Genomic DNA, 21,904 nt, shown 5'->3' on the forward strand with positions numbered 1-21,904 from the left:
CTCTTCATCAATAAAATATTTTTTGCAATCACATGTAATATTATCACACCCAAAAGTGTCTTATTTAAAAAAAATAAATGAAATCCATTCTAACCTGCATTATTGTAATGCTTGTAGCCAGTCCTCTTTTTTCTCAGAAATCCAAACAGTTGGAACAATTATTCACCACCTATGAAAAGGCGGGTTTGTTCAGTGGTTCTGTTCTGATTGCCGAAAAAGGAAAAATTATTTTTGAGAAAAGCTATGGCTACAGAAATGCTCCTAAAAAACAAAAAAATACCAATAACAGCCTTTACCGGGTTTTCTCAACCACAAAAATGTTTACCACAACTGTGATTCTTCAGCTGGAAGAACAGGGGAAATTATCTTTGAACGACAAACTTTCAAAGTATTATCCTGATTTTCCAAAAGGAGACAGCATTACTCTTGCTCATCTTCTTTCTCACACTTCAGGAATTCCCAATGATACGAACTCTGAGTACACCGTAGACGAAGAAACCTTTATAAAATATATTTCCGCAAAGCCTTTAAACTTTTCTCCGGGTAAAGATTGGGACTATTCCAATTCCGGGTATTATATTCTCAGCTATATTATTAAAAAAGTTTCAGGCCTGAACTATGACGAGGCTATAGAAAATTATATTCTGAAGCCTTTGAAAATGGATCACAGTGGATTTCACTTCAATAGTGTTACCGATGAAAACAAAGCATTAGGATATGAATTCATATCTGATAAAAGATCTAACGAAGCATTACGTTTCAAAACCGATCACCCTTTTGGTGCAGGAGCTATGTATTCAACGGTCGGCGATTTGTTCAAATTCAACGAAGCCCTCAAGAACTATACAATCCTGAAAAAAGAAACCCTTGAGAAAGCTTTTACCCCTTACCTTAAAGATCACTATGGATTAGGCTTTCAGATTTCGTCTGTTTTTGGTAAAAAAAGAGTGGGTCATGATGGTGGTGGACCAGGTTACAGAAGCAGATATTACAGGGTTTTAGAGGATGATATATGCCTTATCGTACTCTCCAATTCAGAATTATCACACACTCATTATATCATTCCTCAAGTTGAAAACATAGTGTATAATAAGCCTTATACAATTCCAACAGTTGCAAAAGTGAGTCAAGAAGACTTAAAAAAGCTGGAAGGCGTTTATTCTACAGAAAATTCAAACTTCTATATAACCCCTACTGACGGACATCTGATCTTCAAAGAAGGAGGTTATCCAAGAAATTCCTTATTGCCGGTAAGCAATACATCATTTCAATTGGATGATAAATTCACCTGCACTTTTCAACCGGATCAAAACGGAAAAATAAATACTTTGGTGATTCATTTTTGGGATGGAACCGTGAAAACAGCGAAAAGAAATACTAATAAATTTTCCTGGGGAATCATAGGAAATGCTACTCCTATCGGCTGGGAAGGAAAAGAAAAAGACATCCCTCTACAGACAGATCCTAAAAATCCAACTATTTATTTTCTGAAAAATTATAAACTGAATAAAGGCAACTTTAAATTCAGGTATAATAACGACTGGGGATATAATTTGGGGTTGAATAATGATGGCAAAAGCGTTGCCTTTGATGCCTATGATTTTCCAATACTTGAAGATGGAGTTTATAATATCGTTCTTGATATGACCAACACAGTAGAACCACAATACAGCATCAAAAAATCTATTCAATAAAACTGACGCCTGTACAGTAAAAAATATATATTCTTTAACCGTTCTGAAAACAGAGCGGTTTTTATTTTGAATTTTCGTTAATATTTTTTATTACTTTTATGTCACACAAAATCAAACTACAAAATATAATCTATGCCTCATTTTATTATAGATTGTTCACAGGATATTCTTCAGCTGAAATCACCTGATGAATTAATGGATGCTGTATATGAAGTGGCTGATGAAACAGGTCTTTTTGCTCCCAATGACATCAAAGTAAGACTTCAGCCTTATCAATATCACCGATTAGGTACTCACAAAAAAAACTTTCTGCATGTGTTCGGATATATTATGGAAGGGCGCACCACAGAACAAAAAGCCCATCTTTCAAGTAAAATCAGTATCCGGCTTTCCGAGCTATTGACTGATATTTCTTTCCTTTCTGTAAACATCAGTGAGTTTGAAGCCGCCACCTACAGCAACAAAGCACTCATCAATCCTGAAAACACAAATAAAAACCGGCATTTCGGATTATAATATCTTCCATGCAAACCACTAAATAGTAATCATATGAACTTAAAAACATTAGTCAGCAAAAGTGCGCAGTACAACAATTGGGTAGTCAACAAATACATCGACTGGTTATCCACAAAGTCTGACGAGCAACTTAACCAGGAAACAATTTCAAGTTTTCCTACTATTTTAAAAACCTTACACCACATCTGGCAGACCCAGGAATATTGGTGGAGCCACATTTCTGAAAGCAATGATTTCGATTTTACTAAAACTGCAGAAACTACCAGTAAAGAAGATATTTTTAATGCTATAAAAAACAATTCACAAAAGCTGGTAGATTATGTGGAAAGCCTGTCTGAAGAAGATCTTTCAAAAAATGTAAAGATAGAATCCCAATGGTTTCAGTGTGATTTTTCCAAATATGAATACATCCAGCACGCCATTCTTCACAGAACATACCACAGAGGACAGATTGTAACTATGGGAAGAAATGTCGGGATAACAGATGCTCCTATGACTGATTTTAATTTTTGGAATATTTATAAAGATCAGCAATAGGAACTTTAATTTTGTGGATAAGTTTGACAGTTCCTCTCAAGCTTTCAGTATCATAGTAAGAAATACAACCTATTCCAAATGAAAAGAAGCATTCTGTTTTTATTACCTCTTACTTTTCTATTATTCTTAACACAACCATTGACCGCTCAAAGCATCGATTTAAAAAAAATAGAGCAGATTCCCGACAGTGTAAAAATTGAGAATATCCTTATCCTTAATTTATTTAAACATCAGCTTCTTGCTCATAAAAACAATAAATATGACTCTACAAGAATTGTTAATAATGTTTATTTGCCCCATAAAAAACTTTGGGACAGTTGCTATGGGGTGATATTTGGTGAAGAAAATGGCCGGCTTTTCAACAATCCAAAGGGCATGATCTCCTGGAATAAAACCTTGTACAGAGACAATAAAAAACAGTTTGAAGAAAAAATCAATCTTCTTTTAGGAATCGATGTTGAAAAAACATTTAAGAAAACACTCACAAAATTCAGAACATTGGTTCCTTTTCAGCCAAAAGCTAAAATAAGCCTACTTTTCACTCCTTTGACAGGAATTGCTTTTGGAGGCTGTAATGATGAGCAATTTGCATTAGAGCTCAACAATAAAGACCTAGATATTCTCTATGCGCTTGAAAAAGGTCTTCCTCATGAACTGAACCACCTCGTATATGAACATTTCAGAAAAACTGATCCGGATGGAGAATCTGCCTTAAGCCAAACCATCGATGAAGGTTTTGCCTGCTATTTTGCGTATGTATTTTTCGACAGGAAAATAGGAAAAAATGAAGCTGTTGAAAATATGACTCAGGAAAACTGGGCTTGGTATTGTAAAAATGAAAAAGAAATTTTCACAAAACTGAAACCCTATTTTTCTGATACATCCGGTAATAATCCCTTACTTCGAAATGATCAAATTAAACTATTTCCGGAAGCTCCGAAATCTATAAACTATTGGCTTGGATTCAGAATTATTGAAAAATATGTAGAAAAACACGGCTCAGATTCATGGAAAGATGTTTATAACATGACTCCAAAAGACCTCTTGGAAAAAAGTGGCTATGAAAAATATATCGAAAGCTTATAGTTATCCACAATACTATCCTCATTATAAAAAAAACAACTTCATAGACAGACTATAATCAATTGATTTTATGAATACTTAAACTCAAAATAGCTGTCTACCCACCTATTATTAAAAAATGTTGATAACTTTTTACACACTTATTACCTCTTGTGGATAAAGTATGGATAACTTTTTCAATGGGTACAGAGACTGGATATAATAGACTTATATTTAAAAGTTTACAATAAATATAGATTTTTGTGATATTTCCACAAAATAAAATCATGTGGATAAGTTTTGTGGATAAGTTATCCACCTTTTTTTACCTCATTTTCATAATCACGAATATTGATTCATCATTATTTTTGAATTGTTTTTTGTAAATTGCATTAGAAAAACAATTCACATATAATAGAAATAAATTCTTTAAATCAAAATTAAAATACTGATTTAAAGAAAAATATACTTAAAAATAAACCAAACGACAATAATTTAACATTCCCACTAGTCGAAAAAACATTAGAATTGATCAGATAAAAAATAAAACACATTTCAAATTTTAAATAAGCTGATTACCCACAAGAAAAAAAGTTATCCACAAATGAAAAATAAATTCACTAACCTAATAGCCCCTCATTCACATGACAACAACCGACATCCAAAAAAACATCATCCCCTATCTTGGGGAAGCAGCACCGTACATCATTATTCCTGAAAACATTATTTTCAGAGACGATAAGATTGAAACAGAAATAAAAAACTGGAATTTTGAAAACGAAAATTTTTCTCACCTGGTAAAGCTATTATTTTCACTAGGAAGCCTTGGTCTGTATAAGCTCCTAAACGATGACAGCAGGGAGAAAATTTATTTCCTGGGAGAAAAAGTAAGAATCAGAAAATTATCTTTCAAAGAACCCCGGACAGCTACTATCACCAACGAAAGCATTCTTGAATCTGACAGAAAAGGAAAATCTTATATTCATATAAGAGACAGCCAATCCGATGAGCTTCTATATTCCGGTGAATTAGATTATTATATTGTAGCTCAGGAAGCATTTGAGCTTTTTTATAAAGATCTGCACACTACAGTTCCTGTGGAGTATCACGACCGCAACCTCCCTCAAAGTAAAATAATCAATACGGATGTTCCCCATCATTTTACTATTTCAACAGAACCTTTTACCTCCAACCAGTGTAAGGGACATTTTGAAAATTATCCCATTGTCCCTTTTGCATTTATAGCCAATTGTATTTTAAAGGAGATATTTAACTTCCTCAATAATGAAATGTCCTATGAAATAGAAAGCCTTGAAGGATATGCCTCGAATGCACTTCCAACAGGGATTACTTTCCTGACCGAAGTTTTCTACCAAAAATATTTGAAAAACCTGATGTACTTCAAATGTGAGATAAAAGATACTTCCGGAAATTCATACGGAGTGGTTATTTTCAGTATTAAATCAAAAAAATAAAAATAAACACTGCTATGATGCAGTGTTTATTTTTTATATTAGAACGACATTAACATACAATTAAACCAGAAAAGTTTACAATAAAAATACAATTCAATGGAGAACACTACAATCCAAAAACAATGGTTCTCGGAAGGAGAACACTATGCAAAAGAAATCAATGAAATGATTGAGTTTGGTGAAAAAAACGGATGGGAAAACTGGAAAGGTGAAGAACCTGAAGATAAAAGATCAGAAATTGCCCGCGAAGTTTTTGAATTACTTAAAACGGCCAATAAAAACGGAGAAACAGAACTTTTCAGAGTGCATTTTCCTCCCGCCCATACCCCCATCATTCCATTAATGGAAAATAAAGCGCAGAATATTGAACATCTACATTGTATTTCTGATGAAAAAATGGTTTTCATGACAGGCAGTTCCTATGAAAAAAGGCAGGCTTATCTTCTTGATCAGGAAAGGATCACTCAACTTGATGAAAACATCCATGCTATCGGGAAATCCAAACAGGGAGATGTCTTTGCTATTGCAGATTCACATAGAATTTCTTTATACAAAGGTTGGAACGGAGACCTCATCAATGAATTTGAATTGGATGAAAACCCCGATTTTGGAATTACCGATATATACCCTTTCAATGACGGAAGCAAAGTTGTTGTTGTTTCCTCAGACGGGATTTTCCTGATTTCAAACAGAGAGAAAAAACTCATCCATCCTATCAATGAAGATCATGAAGAAGACTGGAGTTCTCAGATCGATATGGAAAATGCAGCATTATCCAACGACAACTCTTATATCGTAGTCGGAGACCAGGGGTATGATCACAGAATATTGGATCATGAAGGCAATACATTGGGGGCTATAGGACCTCAATCATCTTATCCCCATTTCTGCTTGTTTGCAAAAGATGACAGCCAGTTGATTACCAATTCATGTCATTTCTACAATGGGATTACTATTGGCATCAATGCGGATCAATATGTAGGTGCAGATATTGAAGCGTATACAGAAAGTGAAGACTTCACAGTCATTGATGAAGAAATGAGAGTATATGAAGGAGTTGCTGTAAAAGATTATTATATCCTGGGAGATGCTTATGGCTACATCAAAGCTTTTGATAAAAACGGGAAACAGCTTTGGAGACACTTTTTAGGTTCTACCATTACCGGAATGGCCCTTTCTGACGATGAAGAAACACTATGGGTAGCTGCCCACTCAGGTATTCTGCACAAACTAAAATTAGGAAAAGGACATAGGGATACCCATACCATTGGCAACGGAAAACATTTTGAAGAATTCAGATTACTGATCTGGAAAGATGAGCCGCAAATCTGGAAATGGTAAATAACTGACCAAAAATGGCTGCATCAACACTCAACTAAACATTAGCGTGCAGCCATTCCCCACTTTCAAATCAAAGAATATATTCAGCTTTAAGAGTCTTTTTGTAAATTAGACTTTAAAACATAACACACCAATTCAACAATTTTACATGGAAAAATACGCAATATCCTCAGACGGTCTGAAAATCCATTATAAGGAATCCGGAAACGGAAATACAACATTGATCTTCATCCACGGATGGCTTGGCAATACCGAATGGTGGACCGACTCTCAGAAATTTTTCAGCAATCAATATCATATTGTGCAGATGGATCTTGCAGGACACGGAAAATCTGATTCTTCAAGACAGGAATGGACAAGTGCCGGATATGCGGATGACATTAAAGCTGTTGCTGATGCTCTCAATTCAAATGAAATTATTCTTGTAGGACATTCTATGTCCGGAGCTTATGTACTTGAGGCTTCATTAAAAATCCCACAGGTAAAAGCTTTAATTCTAGTTGATACCCTAAAAAATCTGGATGAAGCTTTTACGGAACAGCAGGCTGAAGAAATTTTATTTACTCAGTACATGAAAGATTTTAAATATGCTGTGGAAAACTTCCTGCCTCAATATTTATTCGTTGAGCAAACTCCCGCTGATGTAAAAGAAAGATTGCAGCACGAATTTCTTCGGAATGCTCCTGAACTGGCGATTAATCTACTCAGACCTTTATATAAAACTGATTTCAATACCATTGCAAAACAGGTTAAGGTCCCTGTAATAGCCGTCAATTCTGACGCTTCTCCTACGAATCTGGAAGCCAACCGCAAATATTTGAAAAACTATGATTATGTAATCATTGAAGGAGTTGGCCATTATCCTATGTTGGAAAAGCCTGAAGAATTCAATACGATCTTAGACAAAGTACTAAAACAGTTTGAAAGCAGGATATGACACAGGAAGGGATTATTAAACAATTTACAGATCTGTCAGAAGGGAAGCTCGCTGCTGAAGAGTGGGCTGAATGGTTTAAAGCATATAAAGATGATATAGAAAAAATCTGTGGCAGAAGAGCTTTTCTTAGTATAAAACCTAAAGAAAGCTTCAGTGGGATCAGAAACCTATACATAGGACAATTAGGAGCTTTTGAATGGTTAAAATCCCAAAATAAAACTCCTCATTTATCAGACCTTTATCAAAAAGGATGGGAAAAAGAATTTGAAGATTTTTGTCAAGAAGAAAAACAAAAAGAAAAGCAGCTTCAAAAAGCCGTTGAAGATAAATTTGGCTACTTAAAAAATATATATCCTAAGTTTTTCAAACAGCTCACAAAATCATACAGTAGTTCTGATGGTATTGAGGCGGGTGTAAAACCCGATATGATTAAAGCCAAAGAAAAAGAACTCTCTATACAATTTACAGATGAGCTGTCCATTTTTTTTCAAAATATTTCAAAGCTTACACTGGAAGGAATAGAAATTGACTTTACAGAGCTGTCTGATGAAACAATTCAAAAAAAACAGTATTTGACCTTAGGTGAATTTTGGCTGTATGGAGATGGAGATCAATTGCTGTACAATTTAGAAAATCACCACATTTATATTTTTGCCCACGAAAGCCAACCTCCTAAAGCAATAAAAGTTGCCGATTCATTCACCGACTTTATTGAGAAAAAAATGGTAACTTATTTAAAAGAATATGAATAACTATGGCTAAACCCAATAAAACCAACGAAACAGATGTAAACGTAACCGATTTTATTAATTCATTTGTAGAAAAAGAGCAAAAAAAAGCAGACAGCTTTCAATTAATAGAGCTTATGAGCGAATGGTCTGGATTTGAGCCTAAAATGTGGGGACCCTCCATTATAGGATTTGGAAGTTATCATTATCAATATGCAAGCGGGCATGAAGGTGATATGCCGCTCATTGGGTTTTCACCCCGTAAAGCCGAGTTTTCCCTCTATGTGTATTCCCCAACTGAAGAAAGTAAGCTTTTATTAGATGACTTTGGAACGTTTAAAATGGGAAAAGCCTGCATCTATATCAAAAAGCTTTCTGATATCAGTATTGGCACCTTAGAAAAAATGTGCAAGGCAACCATTGCCTATTTAAATGAAAATCATGAATGTGCCTGTAGAGAAAAATAAGGTAAGCTAATTCATAATAAATCTCTTCTCCAATTCAAAAAACTTCCCGAAATTAGCAGTCTGTGCGTTAAATATAATTCAATGAAATAAAAATTTAAATTACAACATATAACAAAACTTAGTATAAGTTTTCTTCGGGGCAGGGTGAGATTCCCTACCGGCGGTTACAGTCCGCGACTCCTTTCTTCGGAAAGGATTGATCTGGTGAAATTCCGGAACCGACAGTTAAAGTCTGGATGGGAGAAGAAAATGAAATGACCAATAAGATTCCTTATGGACTCTTGCTGTGTCGTATTTCATTTCCATGTACCGAAGACTATTTTAACTTTTAAAAGTAAAATAACATGGAAAAATTATTAGAACAATTCGGAGCGACCTCCAGAGAACGTGTAGAAAAAGCACTTCAAACATTACAAAAGGGAAAAGGTATTCTTTTAGTAGATGATGAAAACCGCGAAAATGAAGGTGATATCATCTTTCCCGCTTCCACAATTACAGAACAGGACATGGCACTTCTGATCCGCGAATGCAGCGGTATCGTCTGCTTATGCATTTCTGAGGAAAAAAGCCGCCACCTCAACCTTCGTCCGATGGTGGAAAACAACAATTCAAAAAATCAAACTGCATTTACTATTTCTATTGAGGCCAGAGAAGGCGTGGAATCCGGTGTTTCAGCTAAAGACCGTGTAACAACGATCAGAACAGCTGTGGCAGGAGATGCCCAGGCAGAGCATATTGCGAGCCCGGGACACGTTTTTCCTCTGATCGCCAGAGAAGGGGGTGTATTTGAAAGACGTGGTCATACCGAAGGCAGTGTAGATCTTGTAAAAATGGCCAATCTGGGTGACGATGCCGTACTTTGTGAACTGACAAATGAAGACGGTTCTATGGCAAGGCTTCCGGAAATCGTAGACTTCGCCCTCAAAAAAGGGATGTGTGTCGTGACCATCGAAGATATTTATGCATACCGTAAAATGGTGATGAGCAACTAAACTTACATTTATTTAACGTACAGAACCGCCGGATGATATGATCATTCGGCGGTTTATTTAAATATTTAACCAAAAACAAGTTAAATTAAAATTCGAATTGTGATTTTAATTAACTTTAACAAAAAAATTACTATGAAAAAATCTATACTCTTTCTATTGGGAACTTCTGTCATGCTTTCTGCGCAGATCACATTAACAAAAGCAGCCAACGATCCTATTTCGGGAGATATTGTGAACTACAATCAATTAAACGGAACTGTAAACAACTCTGCAACAGGTGCTAATGCTACGTTTTCAAACGGAAGTCTTACCATGGGTGCTTCTTCACAAACTACCTATTCTGCTCCTACTTCTCCTGAACTCACAACATTTCCGGGTTCTACGATTAAAATGGTAGATGGGACAACAACTATTTATTATAAAGCATCTGCAACTAAACTGGAAATTACAGGAATTGTAAATCCACAGGCTACTTTAAACTTCAGTGTAGATAACGGTACTTATAATAATTATCCGACAACCTATGGACCGGCTCAGAATGACACTGCTAAAGGAACCTTCACCTCATCTGTTGCCAACGGATTGTTCAGCGGTACTCTGGCAACTCAGGCAGATGCATATGGAACCTTGATTATTGGAAATCAGACATACAGTAACGTTCTTAGAGTAAAGTATACACAGAACTTTAATTTATATGCATCTTTTGATGTTATTTACGCCAACCCGATCGGAACAGTTACCAATACAGCATATGCTTATTATGACGCTTCTCACAGATATGCATTATTGAGCACAACCAATGGAAATATCAGTGTTCCATTGCTAGGTATCAACCAGTCGACTTCAAGTGCACAGGCTTTAAGTGAAACATTCCTATCTATAAGCAATGTGACAAAGAAGGAAAATTTAATTGTTTATCCTAACCCGGCACAGGATTTCATCGGCTTTAAAGGAAATACCGATCATTATTCAAAAGCAAATATTTACAGTCTGGATGGAAAACTGGTTAAAACTTCAGATGTAAAATCAGGAAACATACAAATCTCAGACCTTCCGCCAGCTTCTTATTTTATTGAGATCAGTGGAAAAAATACAGCTGATAAAAAGAATACAAAATTCATTAAGAAATAAAAAAACAAAATCCCCGCTCCTACAAATGAGCGGGGATTTCTTATTAACATTCAAAATTGTTTCTAAAAAGTAGCTGCAGGAGCAGTTTCATTATTAAGCTTTCGCTGAATCTCGGTCTTTTTACCTTTTGAGAAATCATAACTTAGTCCTAGCACAAACATTGATTTATTGTTCATAATCTGGGTATGAACTTTATAGTCTACTAAACTTTCCGGCAAACTTTTCGTTTTATATTCCGATGGCATTCCTATCCAGTACATTCCGGTGGAAAATGTCCAGTTTTTGTATTTATAGCTGATAAAAATATTATTCTGATTCTCGTTGGTATTAAGGAAGGCACCACTAAGATTATACACGGGAATATTGAACTGGTATTGAACAGAGAACGATTTATATTCCGAGGAAAGCGAAAAATAATTTCCTAAATAATCATTTTTGATCAAATCCCCTTTACTTGTTCTCACGGTCTCAGAAGTCGGTGTAATAACTGCTTTTATAACAAGCAGGCTATTTCCAAAAGGTTTATAAGACCCCGTTAACTGTATTCCATATCGCTGTCCATTTTTTCCGTTTTCATACGTCAGCGCGTAGCCTCCCAATACATCATCCTGAACGTAATATTGATTGATCACCCTGTTGGTATACCGGTAAAACAGGCCTGCATTAAAATCAAAATATTTATTATTAAAAGAATATGTCAGGTTATTAGAAAAGACCTGCTGAGATTCTAAAAAAGGATTTCCTCTTTGAACAATATTGGGTGCCAGCTGCACAACGTTACTACTCAAAGCATTACTCCATGGGCTTACAGGATTGTAACTTGCTGTAAAACGAAGATTCTGATTTCCTTTAATCTGATATGCTAAAATAACCTTTGGAGTAAAGGTCCATTCATCAAAAGTATTCTCTGCACTTTTGTTGTGAATATTCGTAAGCCCTGCTCCAATACGATAACTGAATTTATCCACTTTTCCTGCAAACTCAGTGTACAAATACTGCTCCAGATAGGTAACACTGTATTGAGAATACCCTGCAAGATTATTCAGGTCATTGGAAATAGATGATCTTGAAATACGATATCCGGATGAAAGTTTTCCTGCTTTGAAATCATGGGTATGAGCAAGCTCTCCCACCAGACTCGTCTGTTTTGCTTTCAGAACCATATCATTGTCATATACTGAAAGTCCTGATCCAACCACCCATTCTTTGGCTGTTTCCGATGTATTGGTTGTATAATGAGATCCTACCACATTAATGCTCAGCTCATCTTTTTCACCCATTTTTTTAGAATAATAAAGATCCAGCTTGGGAATCACATAATCTGAATTATTATTTTTAAACATCGCGTGTTCTTCTTTCAGATTATCCTCTGTAAAGACACTCTGCCCTACTCCTTTTGAAAATCTGCTGAAAATATCCATATTCAGTTTTGCCTGAAAAGCATAATCATCAGGAACAAGCCTGGTATAGCGCAAGGCAACATTCTGGAATGTATATCCAAAATGATCAGTTCTGTTTTCATCAGAACGGTAATGATTTCCGTTCAGCTGATAATCATAGACACTATTTACTCTTCTGTCATTATAATCTCTCAGATTCAGGGAATATTCAAGTCCGAAGTTATTTTTTCCTTTGGTATAATTGGCGTAGGCAGAACCATTCACGAATCCGGTATTGGGAGCAGTAGAAACATCCGCTCCGAAAACATACCCCGTTTCCGTAGATCTTGTCAGAATATTGACCACCGTATCTGCCCGTGTTGCCCATCTTGCAGGCGGAATATCATAATACTCTACCTTGACAACCTCACTTGGAGCAACACTTCGGATCTGCATGTCTGTAGCTTCAATTCCGTTGATAAGAAATAGCGTAGTCCCTCCTTTGGTACTGGTAATTGTATTGGCTACTGGATCCAGCTGTAATTCGGGAAGTGTACGAAGCAGATCTTTTGCATAGCGTGCTCTTTCCAGGGCTTCTTTATCAAAAGTATAGACGGCTTTATCGGCATACTGTTTTTTACGTTGTGATTTCAAAATAACTTCCTGAATTTCTTTGGTTGCTGAAGCATCAGCCGTATCATTTTTTTTCTCCTGAGAAAAAATAAAAGTTCCGCAAAGAAAGAATATGGTATAAATAGTTTTTTTCATGTCTGAAGATGAATTATACTATTAGGACAATTAATGACCGATGTATATTACATTTACAATCATAACCAAATAAAATGATCAATAAATTTTCTTTAAATTCCAATTATTATGTTAAATTCAGCCCGTTTTTTGCTGGTATTTTTTTACATCACAAAATATAGAGTCATGAAAAAAGCATTCATATTAATTCCGTGCTTCCTGTTTTCTGCGTTGGAAGCTCAGGAAATCGAAAACAGTCCGGCAGAAAAGATGAATATCGTCAAGACCAATGTCACGGCTTATGCATTCAGAAACATAAATCTGTCTTATGAGCGGGCCATCAACCAATGGTTTTCCTTAAACATCGGTTTCGGAACAATGCCGGAAGGAAAAGTACCTTTCATCAATGCTTTTCTAAAAGATGAAGACGAGAAAAGATTCCAGAATCTTAGAGTAAAAGCAACGAATTTCACCATAGAACCAAGGTTTTACATTGGAAAGGGTTATGGAAAAGGATTTTATTTTGCACCGTATTACAGATATTCAAGTGTTTCTTCCAATACCTTTGATTTTTATTATGATTACAATGGTCCTAATGCAATTACCTATCAAATTCCGCTTAAAGGTCAGGGAGATACGAAAGGAAACAGCGGAGGATTAATGGTCGGAGTTCAGTTCTTTCTGACCACAAGTCAGAATCTTGTACTGGATTTCTGGATCGCGGGAGCTCACTATGGAAGCGGAAAAGGTGACTTTACTATGACCTCCGATTATATATTAACTCCTGATATGCAGGCTCAGCTTAAAAAGGAAATTGAAAATCTGGATATTCCATTTGTAAAGTATTCGGTAGAAACCAATGCCAATGGAGCAAAAATAAAAGTGGACGGACCGTGGGCTGGTTTCAGAAGCGGGCTTTCTATAGGATATCGGTTTTAAAATATACAACCCCATCATACTCAAGCCGTTCTTTTTCAGAGCGGTTTATTTTTTATAAAATTTATATCTTGGCAGCCATTATGAGAAAACTTGCCTGAAAATAACATCTATGAATCCAATCTCTATTACTACCGCTCAAAGAATCAAAGCCATCATAGGCGGGTCTATCGGAAATCTTGTCGAATGGTATGACTGGTATGCCTATGCAGCCTTTGCCATTTATTTTTCACATTCTTTTTTTCCGGATTCTGACCTTAATGCACAACTGATGAATACCGCAGGAATATTTGCTGTAGGCTTTCTTATGCGTCCTATCGGCGGATGGATGTTCGGGAGCATTGCAGATAAGGTGGGAAGAAAGAAAGCGATGACCCTTTCGGTGTTGCTTATGTCTTTCGGGTCCCTGCTTATTGCACTTACCCCAACTTATCAATCAATCGGTATTCTGGCTCCCTTATTACTTTTGCTTGCAAGGTTACTTCAAGGATTGAGTGTAGGTGGAGAATATGGTGTTTCGGCAACGTACCTCAGTGAAATGGCTACACAGGAGAGAAGAGGATTTTATTCAAGTTTTCAATATGTCACTCTGATTGGCGGACAGCTTATCGCTTTGGGAATTCAGCTTATTTTACAGAAATTACTGCTGACTGAAGCTCAACTGGAAGATTGGGGATGGAGAATTCCTTTTGTGATTGGGGCTATGCTTTCTATCATTGCATTGTACCTTCGGGCTAACCTTCATGAAACGGAAGCTTTTGAGAATAAAAAAGAGATGAGTGAAAAGAAAAAAGGAACTGTGAAGGAACTCCTGAAACACCCGAAAGCCTTGCTTACCGTTATAGGACTAACTTTAGGGGGAACATTGGCATTTTATACCTATACAACTTATATGCAGAAATTCCTGGTGAATACGGTACATCTTACGAAAGAAGAATCTACCTTGGTCTCTTTTATTTCATTGTTTATATTTGCTTGTCTTCAGCCCGTATTTGGAGCATTGTCTGATAAGATCGGAAGAAGACCTCTTCTTTTAGGCTTTGGTATCCTGGGAACTTTATGTACTGTTCCGCTTCTTACAGCACTCAGTACAACGACTTCAATATGGGGTGCATTTTTATTGATTATGGCCGCTTTAATTATTGTAAGCGGATACACTTCTATCAATGCCGTAGTAAAGGCAGAGCTTTTCCCTTCCGAAATCAGGGCACTTGGTGTAGGACTGCCTTATGCCGTTACAGTAGCTGTATTTGGGGGAACTGCAGAATATATCGCTCTTTGGTTTAAAAAGATGGGTTCCGAAGAATATTTTTACTGGTACATTACGGGATGTATTCTTTTTTCTCTTGTCGTGTATATCGGAATGAAAGATACCAAAAAGACCTCAACACTGGATAAAGATTAATATTTTATACCCTTATAAAAAACATGCGCCACAGAGGATCTGTGGCGCATGTTCTATTTTTTTAATGATAGGCTTGCTTAAATTTTTCAATCATACTGTCCAGATTATGACGCTGAACATATATACTTTTTACCTCCTCATACCTCGGCGATTTGTAGAAAACCTCATGGAAATCCATACTACCGTTTCCTACTTTCACAACTTTCTGTACTTCGATATTCAACTTTCTCAATTCGTCTTTGAAGACTTTAAATTCATCTTGTATACTACTACTCATTAATATTTTTGGTTTTTTAGTTAAAAATTACATTTACCCCTCTCAATGTTAGGGGTAACCTCTCAAATTCCGAATAAAGTTAGTAAATTTATCAACACAAAATAACACTTTGATAATATTTTATTGTATTTTTTACAAATTGTCGGAGAATATCATTCAATTGATACATATTTTGTATTTTTAACGCTACGAAAAATTGTAACAACGCTATACAATCCATGAATATCAAAGCATTCTTCTTATTATTCTTTTTAATACCGCTTAGCTTTTTACAAGCTCAGAAGCTGGAATTCAAAGCACCGGATTATGCTTTAATTCAAAAAAACATTGAGAATAAAAACTCAGAATTCTATTATCCGAAACTTTTACAAAGTTTAAAAAAGAATGATACGCTTCTTACAAGCAATCAATACCGTCATCTTTACTTCGGCTATACCTTTCAAAAAGAATATAAACCTTATAAAATAGGGAAGAAAGCGGAAGAAGTAGCCAAATATTATCGCGGTGAAGGTATTTCACAAAAAGATCTTTCGAAAGGCATCCAGCTGTTTCTGGATGCTTTGGATGAAAACCCACTGGATCTGCGTGCCATGAACTATCTCGCTTATTTGTACCATTTGAATAATGATGATGACACTGCCAAAAAAATTGCAGGAAACTTCCACGGATTATTAGGAGCAATTCTTACTTCCGGTGATGGTTTGAAATGTGAAACAGGTTTTCATGTCATTTCCGTTACTGATGAATATGTGCTTTTGAACAGATTTCAAATGGAAACCAAGGCACAAAGCCACAACGGAAAATGCGACTATCAGGAATTTGAAAAAGGCAAATATAAAATCCCAGGATTTTATTTTGATATCAGCAGGTTTTACGGAAGAATAGTAGACTAATCTGTTTTTAGTATTTTGAGTTTGTCAAGATGTAATATACTGGTATTCAATTTCATTATCTGGTAAATCTGCGATCTTTACAAAATTCAGGCGTTCCATTAGTTTTATTGCGCTTGCCTTATCTTTAGAGGTGATTGCCCCTACATGAGTGAGTTTTATAGTCTCTAACCCAAATTGTACAGCCATTTTGATTGCTTGCGTCATATACCCTTTCCCATAATATTGTGGAAGAAGCACACAGCCCAGCTCTCCCTCACCGTGATCCAGCCCTCTGTAATAGCCGCAAGTCCCTACAATTTTATTGGAAAACTTATCTGCTATTCCCCAGTGTATAGAATCTCCTTTAGCATAATCTGCATTGATTTTATCCTGCATTGCTAATGCTTCATCTACACTGGCAGCAGCTACAGCATCATAGTATGATATAGAAATGATATCAGGAACATCACTGGGTTCTATTTTTCTTAGTATAATCGTGTCTCCGATGATGGTAGGGAAATCTGCGTATGGTGGTAAATTCATTTTTAAAATTTATTTTGCTTATGGATATAAACTCCCTAATCGATCAGGATGTGATAAATATACAGTAAAATATTCATTTTCAAAGGTTTTTACATCACATAGACACTACTTAAGTTATTTTTTTTCACTTTTTTACTATGGAGATTTTTCTTCCAGCACTACTAGCTCCTTATTTATATTCCATTACAACCAACACCATTAAAATACTATATTACAATCACTTACAACAACAACCAGTAATAAGTTTTAAATTTTTTTCAAAAAAAATAAAATTTACTGTAACATTTTTAAAGGGTTCGTCTCTAAAAGACAAATAAACCTTAAAACTTTAGAAATCATGAAAAAATTCACATTCCTTCTTATCATCATGTTATTTTTTTTAGCAGTATGCAATATATTCGGACAGGAAACAGCATATCCATTTGAAGTAAAGAAAACCGGAAAAGGAACTCAGTCCTTACTATTTATTCCAGGGTTCGCCTCCTCAGGAGATGTATGGAACGAAACAACTGCAAAATTTGAAAAAAACTTTACCTGTTACACCTTAACAATGGCCGGGTTTGCAGGAACAAAACCACAGGCAGATGCCAGTTTTAAAGATTGGGAAAAAGCAATTGCCATTTATATAAAGAAAAATAAAATTGATAAACCTATTATCATCGGACACAGCATGGGAGGTGGTCTTGCTCTCGCAATTGCAGCAGACTATCCGGAGCTTGTAGGTAAGATCATCATTGTAGACACTCTACCTTGTCTGGCAGCATTATCTGATCCTAATTTTACTTCTAAAGAAAACAATGACTGTACCTCTACCATCGAGAAATTAACAGCTATGGATGATGACCAGTTTCGTAAAATGCAGACTCTGACTATTCCACGCCTATTGGCTGATCCTTCTATGCAGGAAACTGTGATCGGCTGGAGTATGAAATCAGATCGAAAAACATTTGCCAAAATGTACTGTGATTTTTCCAATACTGATCTCAGAGAAAAAATAAAAAATGTACAATGCCCTTCGCTCATTCTTTTGGAGTCATTTTTCGTAAATTTAAAACCTTCAATTGAAGAGCAATATAAAAATTTGAAAAACACTAACATACGGTATGCTTCAAAAGGTTTACATTTCATTATGTATGATGATAAAGATTGGTATTTTAATCAGCTTACTCACTTTTTATCTGTGAAATAATGGTTTTTGAGGAGATATACGAACTCTACTGGCAAAGGATATTCCGTCTATGCATGGGATATGTGAATGATACTGACCTCGCTCAGGATCTTGCTCAGGAAACATTTATCATTGTATGGCAGCAGCTCCCGAAATTCAGGAATGAATCCAGTGTAGGAACATGGATCTTCAGAATTGCTTCTAATAACTGTCTCCGGCAGATTGAAAAAGAAAAGAAATTTACCAAAACTGATTTACCCATCAATCTGGAAGAGAAAAAGCAGGAATCCATAGAACCTCAGATACAATTGCTGTATCAATTTATCTCAGAATTGCCCGAAACGGACAGAATCATCATTTCATTGGAACTGGAAGAGGTAAAGCAGGCTGAAATCGCCCACATTGTAGGACTTTCAGAATCTAATATCCGGGTAAAAATTCACAGGATAAAAGAAAAATTAACCCAAAAGTTTAAAGAAAATGGCTACTAATATAGATTTCAAAAATATATGGAAGCAGCAGACTTCCAGCAAACCCAATCTGGAAGAGCTTCTCGGAAAGCTGAAAAAATTCAGAAACCAAAATCTACGCAGATTGATCTTTGCCAACATTGGCTTAATCACCACTTCATTATTAATTATTTTCATCTGGTATCATTATCAGCCTCAAATGATTACTACAAAGATCGGTATCGTACTGGTTATTCTGGCCATGGTTATGTTCCTGTTTGCCTATAACAAAATGTTTATGGTGTTTTACAAAATTGACCAGACACAGTCGAATAATGAGTATCTCCAAAGCTTATATGTGGTAAAAAGCAAGCAGAAGTTTATGCAGACAACGATACTTAACTTGTATTTTATCATGCTTTTTCTGGGAATTTGCTTCTATATGTATGAATATACTTCAAAAATGACTCTTGGCTCAGGTATTCTGGCCTATGCCGTAACATTTGCATGGATTGCTTTCAACTGGTTTTATCTGAGACCGAGAACAATAAAGAAACAAGAAGGAAAACTTAACGAATTAATCAATAAATTTGAAGAGATCAATAATCAATTAAAAGACTCATGAGTTCTTCTGACAACAAAAACCACTGGGAAAACGTATACGAAACCAAAAATCCTGATCAGGTAAGCTGGACCCAGAAAAAACCTCAGACCTCGCTTGACTTTATCAAGTCATCAGGATTGGGAAAAGAAGCCCGCATCATCGATATTGGCGGCGGAGACAGCAATCTTGTTGATTTTCTTCTTGAAGAAGGCTATGAAAACATCACAGTCCTTGACATTTCCGCCAAAGCTTTGGAAAAAGCACAGGAAAGACTGGGAGATGCAGCCGCTAAAGTAAAATGGATTGCCACAGATATTACTTCATTCCAACCTATGGAAACCTATGACATCTGGCATGACAGAGCTGCATTTCACTTCCTGACAACTCCGGAACAGGTTGCAAAATATATTGATATTGCAGAGAAGAATGTGAATAACTTTATGATCCTCGGAACTTTTTCCAAAAACGGTCCTACCAAATGCAGCGGATTGGATATTCAGCAGTATGATGAAGAATCATTATCCGGAAAATTTGAAGCAGATTTTGAAAAGATAAAATGTATGACTGAAGATCATATGACTCCTTTTGGAACCACTCAGAATTTTGTTTTCTGTAGTTTTAAAAAGCTTTAATTATTTATAAGTATTTTTTATTTATTTTTAGATTCACAACTCTTAAATGAAAAATACTATGAAAAAATTATTATTTCTGCTTATTTCAGGAGCATTCTGCTCTCATTTTTATTCACAAAATGTGGAATTTCAAGAGTGCGGAACTGATGAATTAATGAAAAAACATTATGAAAGGTATCCGGAGGAGAAAGCACAGGATGATGCTTTCAACCTGAAATTATCAAAAATGATCAAAAGCGGAAAGCTCGCTTCAAAACTTAACAACCAGGTGTATGAAATTCCTGTTGTTGTACATGTTGTAGGAGATGGAAGCGCTGTAGGTACTACCAATAATAAGTCTGATGCCGATATCATTGCCTGGGTAAATTATACCAACGGGGTTTTTGCCGGCAACTCTAGCAGTGGTATGTCCGGAACAAGTGCTATTCTTCCTGTGAAATTTGTTTTTGCAACCAAGGATCCCAGCTGTAATGCGACCAATGGAATCAACAGAATCAATGCTTCCACACTTCCCAAATATGTAAGCGGAGGGGTAAATAACGACAATACCACCAATGCTGTAACGGCTTCTGAGATTACCGCAATGGGAATGTGGGACACTTCAAAATATTACAATATCTATGTTGTTAAAAAATTAACATCCAACTCCGGAGGCCTGAATGGTTTTGCCTATTATCCCGGAGGAAGCAATGACTATGCTTTTATGGCTACAAGTGCTTCTGCAGTGAATGCTCAGACTTTAGCCCATGAATTCGGGCATGCTCTAGGTCTCAGACATACGCATCAGGGATATAATGAAACGACAGGAGACTGCCCTGTAAACAACGATTGTACATTGGATGGAGATCTTGTTTGTGATACAGAGCCTATGAAAAGCCTTTATCACTCTACTGTTCCTCATACCTGCCAGACAGGACAGATAAACCCTTGCACCAGTCAGTTATACAGTGGAGGTGAGAGAAATGTGATGGCATATACGTACTGCTTCAGAAATTTATTTACCCAGGGGCAGACTGACAGAGCAACGGCACAGCTTTTACAGTACAGACTGTCATTAATCAATTCACCGGTAGCATCTACAACTACTATTAATAACAGTGCAACATTAACGAATGCATGTACTCCTGCTTCAATCACGAATCCTGGGGGATACAATGTAGGGATTACTTCAGTAAAATTCGGCAGCATCAACAATTACTCCAGTAATTTTAAACAGGCTGCCAATAACTTTTATGAGAACTTTACCGGTACTTATTGCTCAGGGATCTCAAAAACCACTATTCCTCAAAACTCCGCTACAACCCTTACTGTAGCTCCGGGAACAAACAACGCTCACGTTATCAAAGCGTATATTGATTATAATAATGACGGTCAGTTTAGTGAATCCACAGAATTGGTTCTTAACCAAAGCGGAGTGAGTAACGGCTCATTTGCGACCGCTCAGGTAACACCTCCAGCCAATGCGGTTCTCAATACTCCTTTAAGGATGAGAGTAATTGGGGAATTCAATGGAACAGCTGTAACAGCGTGCTATACTCCAAAATACGGACAGGTGGAAGATTATTCTGTAATTATTGAATCTCAGGGCTTATTGGCAGTAGAAAATGCAGGATTGAAAAATTCACCTTCTATTTTTAAAGATGAAAATTCTGTATCGGTAAGAAGTCATACGAAAATCTCTTCAGTGCATATTTATGATGCTTCAGGAAGGTTACTGATGAGAAAAACAGATGTCAAATCTTCAGAATTCAAATATCCGGTTGATCAGAAGAATCTGGTTATTACTATAACAGCAGTATTGGAAGATGGAAAAGTGATCACTAAAAAATTAAAATTCTAACATTCATTTATAAAAGCAGTCTCAACTTTACAAAGTCACAAAAGCTTTCATTTTAAAATACTTTTATGGCTTTTGTGGTTAAAATAATCAATCTAAATGGTTAGCCTGCGTCATAAAAAAAGAGAGTCATTGATGGCTCTCTTTTTTGTTTATATAATTTCTCAGGAATCAT

At 36.0% G+C, this 21,904-nt stretch carries 22 protein-coding genes and 1 riboswitch; of the genes, 19 read left to right on the forward strand and 3 right to left on the reverse strand.

The annotated features are described in order from the left end of the window. The first annotated feature begins 77 nt into the window (after positions 1 to 77). From AC07UM_RS08795 to AC07UM_RS08845, 11 genes are all read left to right on the forward strand, one after another. The gene (locus tag AC07UM_RS08795; RefSeq protein WP_494682114.1) at positions 78 to 1,694 is read left to right on the forward strand and encodes a serine hydrolase; all 1,617 of its coding nucleotides are present in this window, start codon (positions 78 to 80) and stop codon (positions 1,692 to 1,694) included. A 132-nt stretch (positions 1,695 to 1,826) separates the two neighbouring features. Beyond that, complete coding sequence (locus AC07UM_RS08800; protein WP_494682115.1) at positions 1,827 to 2,210, forward strand: 5-carboxymethyl-2-hydroxymuconate Delta-isomerase; 384 nt, start codon at positions 1,827 to 1,829, stop codon at positions 2,208 to 2,210. A 33-nt stretch (positions 2,211 to 2,243) separates the two neighbouring features. Continuing rightward, positions 2,244 to 2,747: a DinB family protein gene (locus tag AC07UM_RS08805; RefSeq protein WP_494682116.1), complete on the forward strand. Its 504-nt coding sequence runs from the start codon at positions 2,244 to 2,246 to the stop codon at positions 2,745 to 2,747. Positions 2,748 to 2,825: 78 nt separating this feature from the next. Continuing rightward, the gene (locus AC07UM_RS08810; RefSeq protein ID WP_494682117.1) at positions 2,826 to 3,833 is read left to right on the forward strand and encodes a gliding motility protein GldB-related protein; all 1,008 of its coding nucleotides are present in this window, start codon (positions 2,826 to 2,828) and stop codon (positions 3,831 to 3,833) included. 620 nt (positions 3,834 to 4,453) lie between these two features. After that, positions 4,454 to 5,284, forward strand: coding sequence for a hypothetical protein (locus AC07UM_RS08815; protein WP_494682118.1), 831 nt, complete (start codon positions 4,454 to 4,456; stop codon positions 5,282 to 5,284). Positions 5,285 to 5,380: 96 nt separating this feature from the next. Continuing rightward, positions 5,381 to 6,625 carry a hypothetical protein gene (locus tag AC07UM_RS08820; RefSeq protein ID WP_494682119.1) on the forward strand — a complete coding sequence of 415 codons (1,245 nt, stop codon included), beginning with the start codon at positions 5,381 to 5,383 and terminating at the stop codon, positions 6,623 to 6,625. Between the two features lie 148 nt (positions 6,626 to 6,773). Beyond that, positions 6,774 to 7,562 (forward strand): alpha/beta fold hydrolase, encoded by a 789-nt coding sequence (locus tag AC07UM_RS08825; RefSeq protein WP_494682120.1) that lies wholly within the window; start codon positions 6,774 to 6,776, stop codon positions 7,560 to 7,562. Further along, the gene (locus AC07UM_RS08830; RefSeq protein ID WP_494682121.1) at positions 7,559 to 8,314 is read left to right on the forward strand and encodes an SMI1/KNR4 family protein; all 756 of its coding nucleotides are present in this window, start codon (positions 7,559 to 7,561) and stop codon (positions 8,312 to 8,314) included. Before AC07UM_RS08825 ends, AC07UM_RS08830 begins: the two co-directional genes overlap by 4 nt. Before the next feature lie 2 nt (positions 8,315 to 8,316). Next, a complete protein-coding gene (locus AC07UM_RS08835; RefSeq protein WP_494682122.1) occupies positions 8,317 to 8,757 on the forward strand; it encodes a DUF1801 domain-containing protein in 441 nt (146 codons plus the stop codon). A gap of 126 nt (positions 8,758 to 8,883) precedes the next feature. Next, a riboswitch (FMN riboswitch) is annotated at positions 8,884 to 9,009 on the forward strand. 92 nt (positions 9,010 to 9,101) lie between these two features. Continuing rightward, positions 9,102 to 9,749 carry a 3,4-dihydroxy-2-butanone-4-phosphate synthase gene (gene ribB / locus AC07UM_RS08840; RefSeq protein ID WP_103231925.1) on the forward strand — a complete coding sequence of 216 codons (648 nt, stop codon included), beginning with the start codon at positions 9,102 to 9,104 and terminating at the stop codon, positions 9,747 to 9,749. A 132-nt stretch (positions 9,750 to 9,881) separates the two neighbouring features. After that, a complete protein-coding gene (locus tag AC07UM_RS08845; RefSeq protein ID WP_494682123.1) occupies positions 9,882 to 10,880 on the forward strand; it encodes a T9SS type A sorting domain-containing protein in 999 nt (332 codons plus the stop codon). Between the two features lie 62 nt (positions 10,881 to 10,942). Here AC07UM_RS08845 and AC07UM_RS08850 read toward each other — a convergent pair whose 3' ends face one another. After that, the gene (locus tag AC07UM_RS08850; RefSeq protein ID WP_494682124.1) at positions 10,943 to 13,027 is read right to left on the reverse strand and encodes a TonB-dependent receptor domain-containing protein; all 2,085 of its coding nucleotides are present in this window, start codon (positions 13,025 to 13,027) and stop codon (positions 10,943 to 10,945) included. Between the two features lie 165 nt (positions 13,028 to 13,192). On the opposite strand from AC07UM_RS08850, the gene AC07UM_RS08855 reads away from it, so the two are divergent. Both AC07UM_RS08855 and AC07UM_RS08860 read left to right on the forward strand, forming a co-directional pair. Further along, entirely contained in the window at positions 13,193 to 13,945 is a 753-nt protein-coding gene (locus AC07UM_RS08855) for a DUF3575 domain-containing protein (RefSeq protein WP_494682125.1), read from the forward strand. A gap of 109 nt (positions 13,946 to 14,054) precedes the next feature. Next, entirely contained in the window at positions 14,055 to 15,347 is a 1,293-nt protein-coding gene (locus AC07UM_RS08860) for an MFS transporter (RefSeq protein ID WP_494682126.1), read from the forward strand. Between the two features lie 61 nt (positions 15,348 to 15,408). On the opposite strand, the gene AC07UM_RS08865 is transcribed toward AC07UM_RS08860, so the two are convergent. Beyond that, positions 15,409 to 15,624: a hypothetical protein gene (locus AC07UM_RS08865; RefSeq protein WP_034696179.1), complete on the reverse strand. Its 216-nt coding sequence runs from the start codon at positions 15,622 to 15,624 to the stop codon at positions 15,409 to 15,411. A gap of 218 nt (positions 15,625 to 15,842) precedes the next feature. Here AC07UM_RS08865 and AC07UM_RS08870 point away from each other — a divergent pair, with 218 nt between their 5' ends. Beyond that, entirely contained in the window at positions 15,843 to 16,517 is a 675-nt protein-coding gene (locus tag AC07UM_RS08870) for a DUF4919 domain-containing protein (RefSeq protein WP_494682127.1), read from the forward strand. 24 nt (positions 16,518 to 16,541) lie between these two features. Here the strand turns inward: AC07UM_RS08870 and AC07UM_RS08875 are convergent, their stop codons facing one another. Further along, a complete protein-coding gene (locus AC07UM_RS08875; protein WP_494682128.1) occupies positions 16,542 to 17,039 on the reverse strand; it encodes a GNAT family N-acetyltransferase in 498 nt (165 codons plus the stop codon). Positions 17,040 to 17,376: 337 nt separating this feature from the next. Here AC07UM_RS08875 and AC07UM_RS08880 point away from each other — a divergent pair, with 337 nt between their 5' ends. From AC07UM_RS08880 to AC07UM_RS08900, 5 genes are read left to right on the forward strand one after another with little or no spacing between them, the layout of a single operon-like run. Further along, entirely contained in the window at positions 17,377 to 18,228 is an 852-nt protein-coding gene (locus AC07UM_RS08880) for an alpha/beta fold hydrolase (protein WP_494682129.1), read from the forward strand. Next, positions 18,228 to 18,698 carry an RNA polymerase sigma factor gene (locus AC07UM_RS08885; protein WP_152290252.1) on the forward strand — a complete coding sequence of 157 codons (471 nt, stop codon included), beginning with the start codon at positions 18,228 to 18,230 and terminating at the stop codon, positions 18,696 to 18,698. The genes AC07UM_RS08880 and AC07UM_RS08885 overlap by 1 nt, the downstream gene beginning before the upstream one ends. After that, positions 18,688 to 19,281 (forward strand): hypothetical protein, encoded by a 594-nt coding sequence (locus AC07UM_RS08890; RefSeq protein ID WP_494682130.1) that lies wholly within the window; start codon positions 18,688 to 18,690, stop codon positions 19,279 to 19,281. Before AC07UM_RS08885 ends, AC07UM_RS08890 begins: the two co-directional genes overlap by 11 nt. Further along, positions 19,278 to 19,892: a class I SAM-dependent methyltransferase gene (locus tag AC07UM_RS08895; RefSeq protein ID WP_494682131.1), complete on the forward strand. Its 615-nt coding sequence runs from the start codon at positions 19,278 to 19,280 to the stop codon at positions 19,890 to 19,892. The genes AC07UM_RS08890 and AC07UM_RS08895 overlap by 4 nt, the downstream gene beginning before the upstream one ends. A gap of 58 nt (positions 19,893 to 19,950) precedes the next feature. After that, entirely contained in the window at positions 19,951 to 21,732 is a 1,782-nt protein-coding gene (locus AC07UM_RS08900; RefSeq protein WP_494682132.1) for a GEVED domain-containing protein, read from the forward strand. Positions 21,733 to 21,904 lie beyond the last annotated feature (172 nt).

The organism is Chryseobacterium sp. GW821-FHT04C04 (assembly GCF_059420365.1).

What these genes read in the sequence shown, in the direction of transcription:
- AC07UM_RS08795 (WP_494682114.1), top strand. Translation starts at nt 78, where the DNA reads ATGAAATCCATTCTAACCTGCATTATTGTAATGCTTGTAGCCAGTCCT.
- AC07UM_RS08800 (WP_494682115.1), top strand. Translation starts at nt 1,827, where the DNA reads ATGCCTCATTTTATTATAGATTGTTCACAGGATATTCTTCAGCTGAAA.
- AC07UM_RS08805 (WP_494682116.1), top strand. Translation starts at nt 2,244, where the DNA reads ATGAACTTAAAAACATTAGTCAGCAAAAGTGCGCAGTACAACAATTGG.
- AC07UM_RS08810 (WP_494682117.1), top strand. Translation starts at nt 2,826, where the DNA reads ATGAAAAGAAGCATTCTGTTTTTATTACCTCTTACTTTTCTATTATTC.
- AC07UM_RS08815 (WP_494682118.1), top strand. Translation starts at nt 4,454, where the DNA reads ATGACAACAACCGACATCCAAAAAAACATCATCCCCTATCTTGGGGAA.
- AC07UM_RS08820 (WP_494682119.1), top strand. Translation starts at nt 5,381, where the DNA reads ATGGAGAACACTACAATCCAAAAACAATGGTTCTCGGAAGGAGAACAC.
- AC07UM_RS08825 (WP_494682120.1), top strand. Translation starts at nt 6,774, where the DNA reads ATGGAAAAATACGCAATATCCTCAGACGGTCTGAAAATCCATTATAAG.
- AC07UM_RS08830 (WP_494682121.1), top strand. Translation starts at nt 7,559, where the DNA reads ATGACACAGGAAGGGATTATTAAACAATTTACAGATCTGTCAGAAGGG.
- AC07UM_RS08835 (WP_494682122.1), top strand. Translation starts at nt 8,317, where the DNA reads ATGGCTAAACCCAATAAAACCAACGAAACAGATGTAAACGTAACCGAT.
- ribB (WP_103231925.1), top strand. Translation starts at nt 9,102, where the DNA reads ATGGAAAAATTATTAGAACAATTCGGAGCGACCTCCAGAGAACGTGTA.
- AC07UM_RS08845 (WP_494682123.1), top strand. Translation starts at nt 9,882, where the DNA reads ATGAAAAAATCTATACTCTTTCTATTGGGAACTTCTGTCATGCTTTCT.
- AC07UM_RS08850 (WP_494682124.1), bottom strand. Translation starts at nt 13,027, where the DNA reads ATGAAAAAAACTATTTATACCATATTCTTTCTTTGCGGAACTTTTATT.
- AC07UM_RS08855 (WP_494682125.1), top strand. Translation starts at nt 13,193, where the DNA reads ATGAAAAAAGCATTCATATTAATTCCGTGCTTCCTGTTTTCTGCGTTG.
- AC07UM_RS08860 (WP_494682126.1), top strand. Translation starts at nt 14,055, where the DNA reads ATGAATCCAATCTCTATTACTACCGCTCAAAGAATCAAAGCCATCATA.
- AC07UM_RS08865 (WP_034696179.1), bottom strand. Translation starts at nt 15,624, where the DNA reads ATGAGTAGTAGTATACAAGATGAATTTAAAGTCTTCAAAGACGAATTG.
- AC07UM_RS08870 (WP_494682127.1), top strand. Translation starts at nt 15,843, where the DNA reads ATGAATATCAAAGCATTCTTCTTATTATTCTTTTTAATACCGCTTAGC.
- AC07UM_RS08875 (WP_494682128.1), bottom strand. Translation starts at nt 17,039, where the DNA reads ATGAATTTACCACCATACGCAGATTTCCCTACCATCATCGGAGACACG.
- AC07UM_RS08880 (WP_494682129.1), top strand. Translation starts at nt 17,377, where the DNA reads ATGAAAAAATTCACATTCCTTCTTATCATCATGTTATTTTTTTTAGCA.
- AC07UM_RS08885 (WP_152290252.1), top strand. Translation starts at nt 18,228, where the DNA reads ATGGTTTTTGAGGAGATATACGAACTCTACTGGCAAAGGATATTCCGT.
- AC07UM_RS08890 (WP_494682130.1), top strand. Translation starts at nt 18,688, where the DNA reads ATGGCTACTAATATAGATTTCAAAAATATATGGAAGCAGCAGACTTCC.
- AC07UM_RS08895 (WP_494682131.1), top strand. Translation starts at nt 19,278, where the DNA reads ATGAGTTCTTCTGACAACAAAAACCACTGGGAAAACGTATACGAAACC.
- AC07UM_RS08900 (WP_494682132.1), top strand. Translation starts at nt 19,951, where the DNA reads ATGAAAAAATTATTATTTCTGCTTATTTCAGGAGCATTCTGCTCTCAT.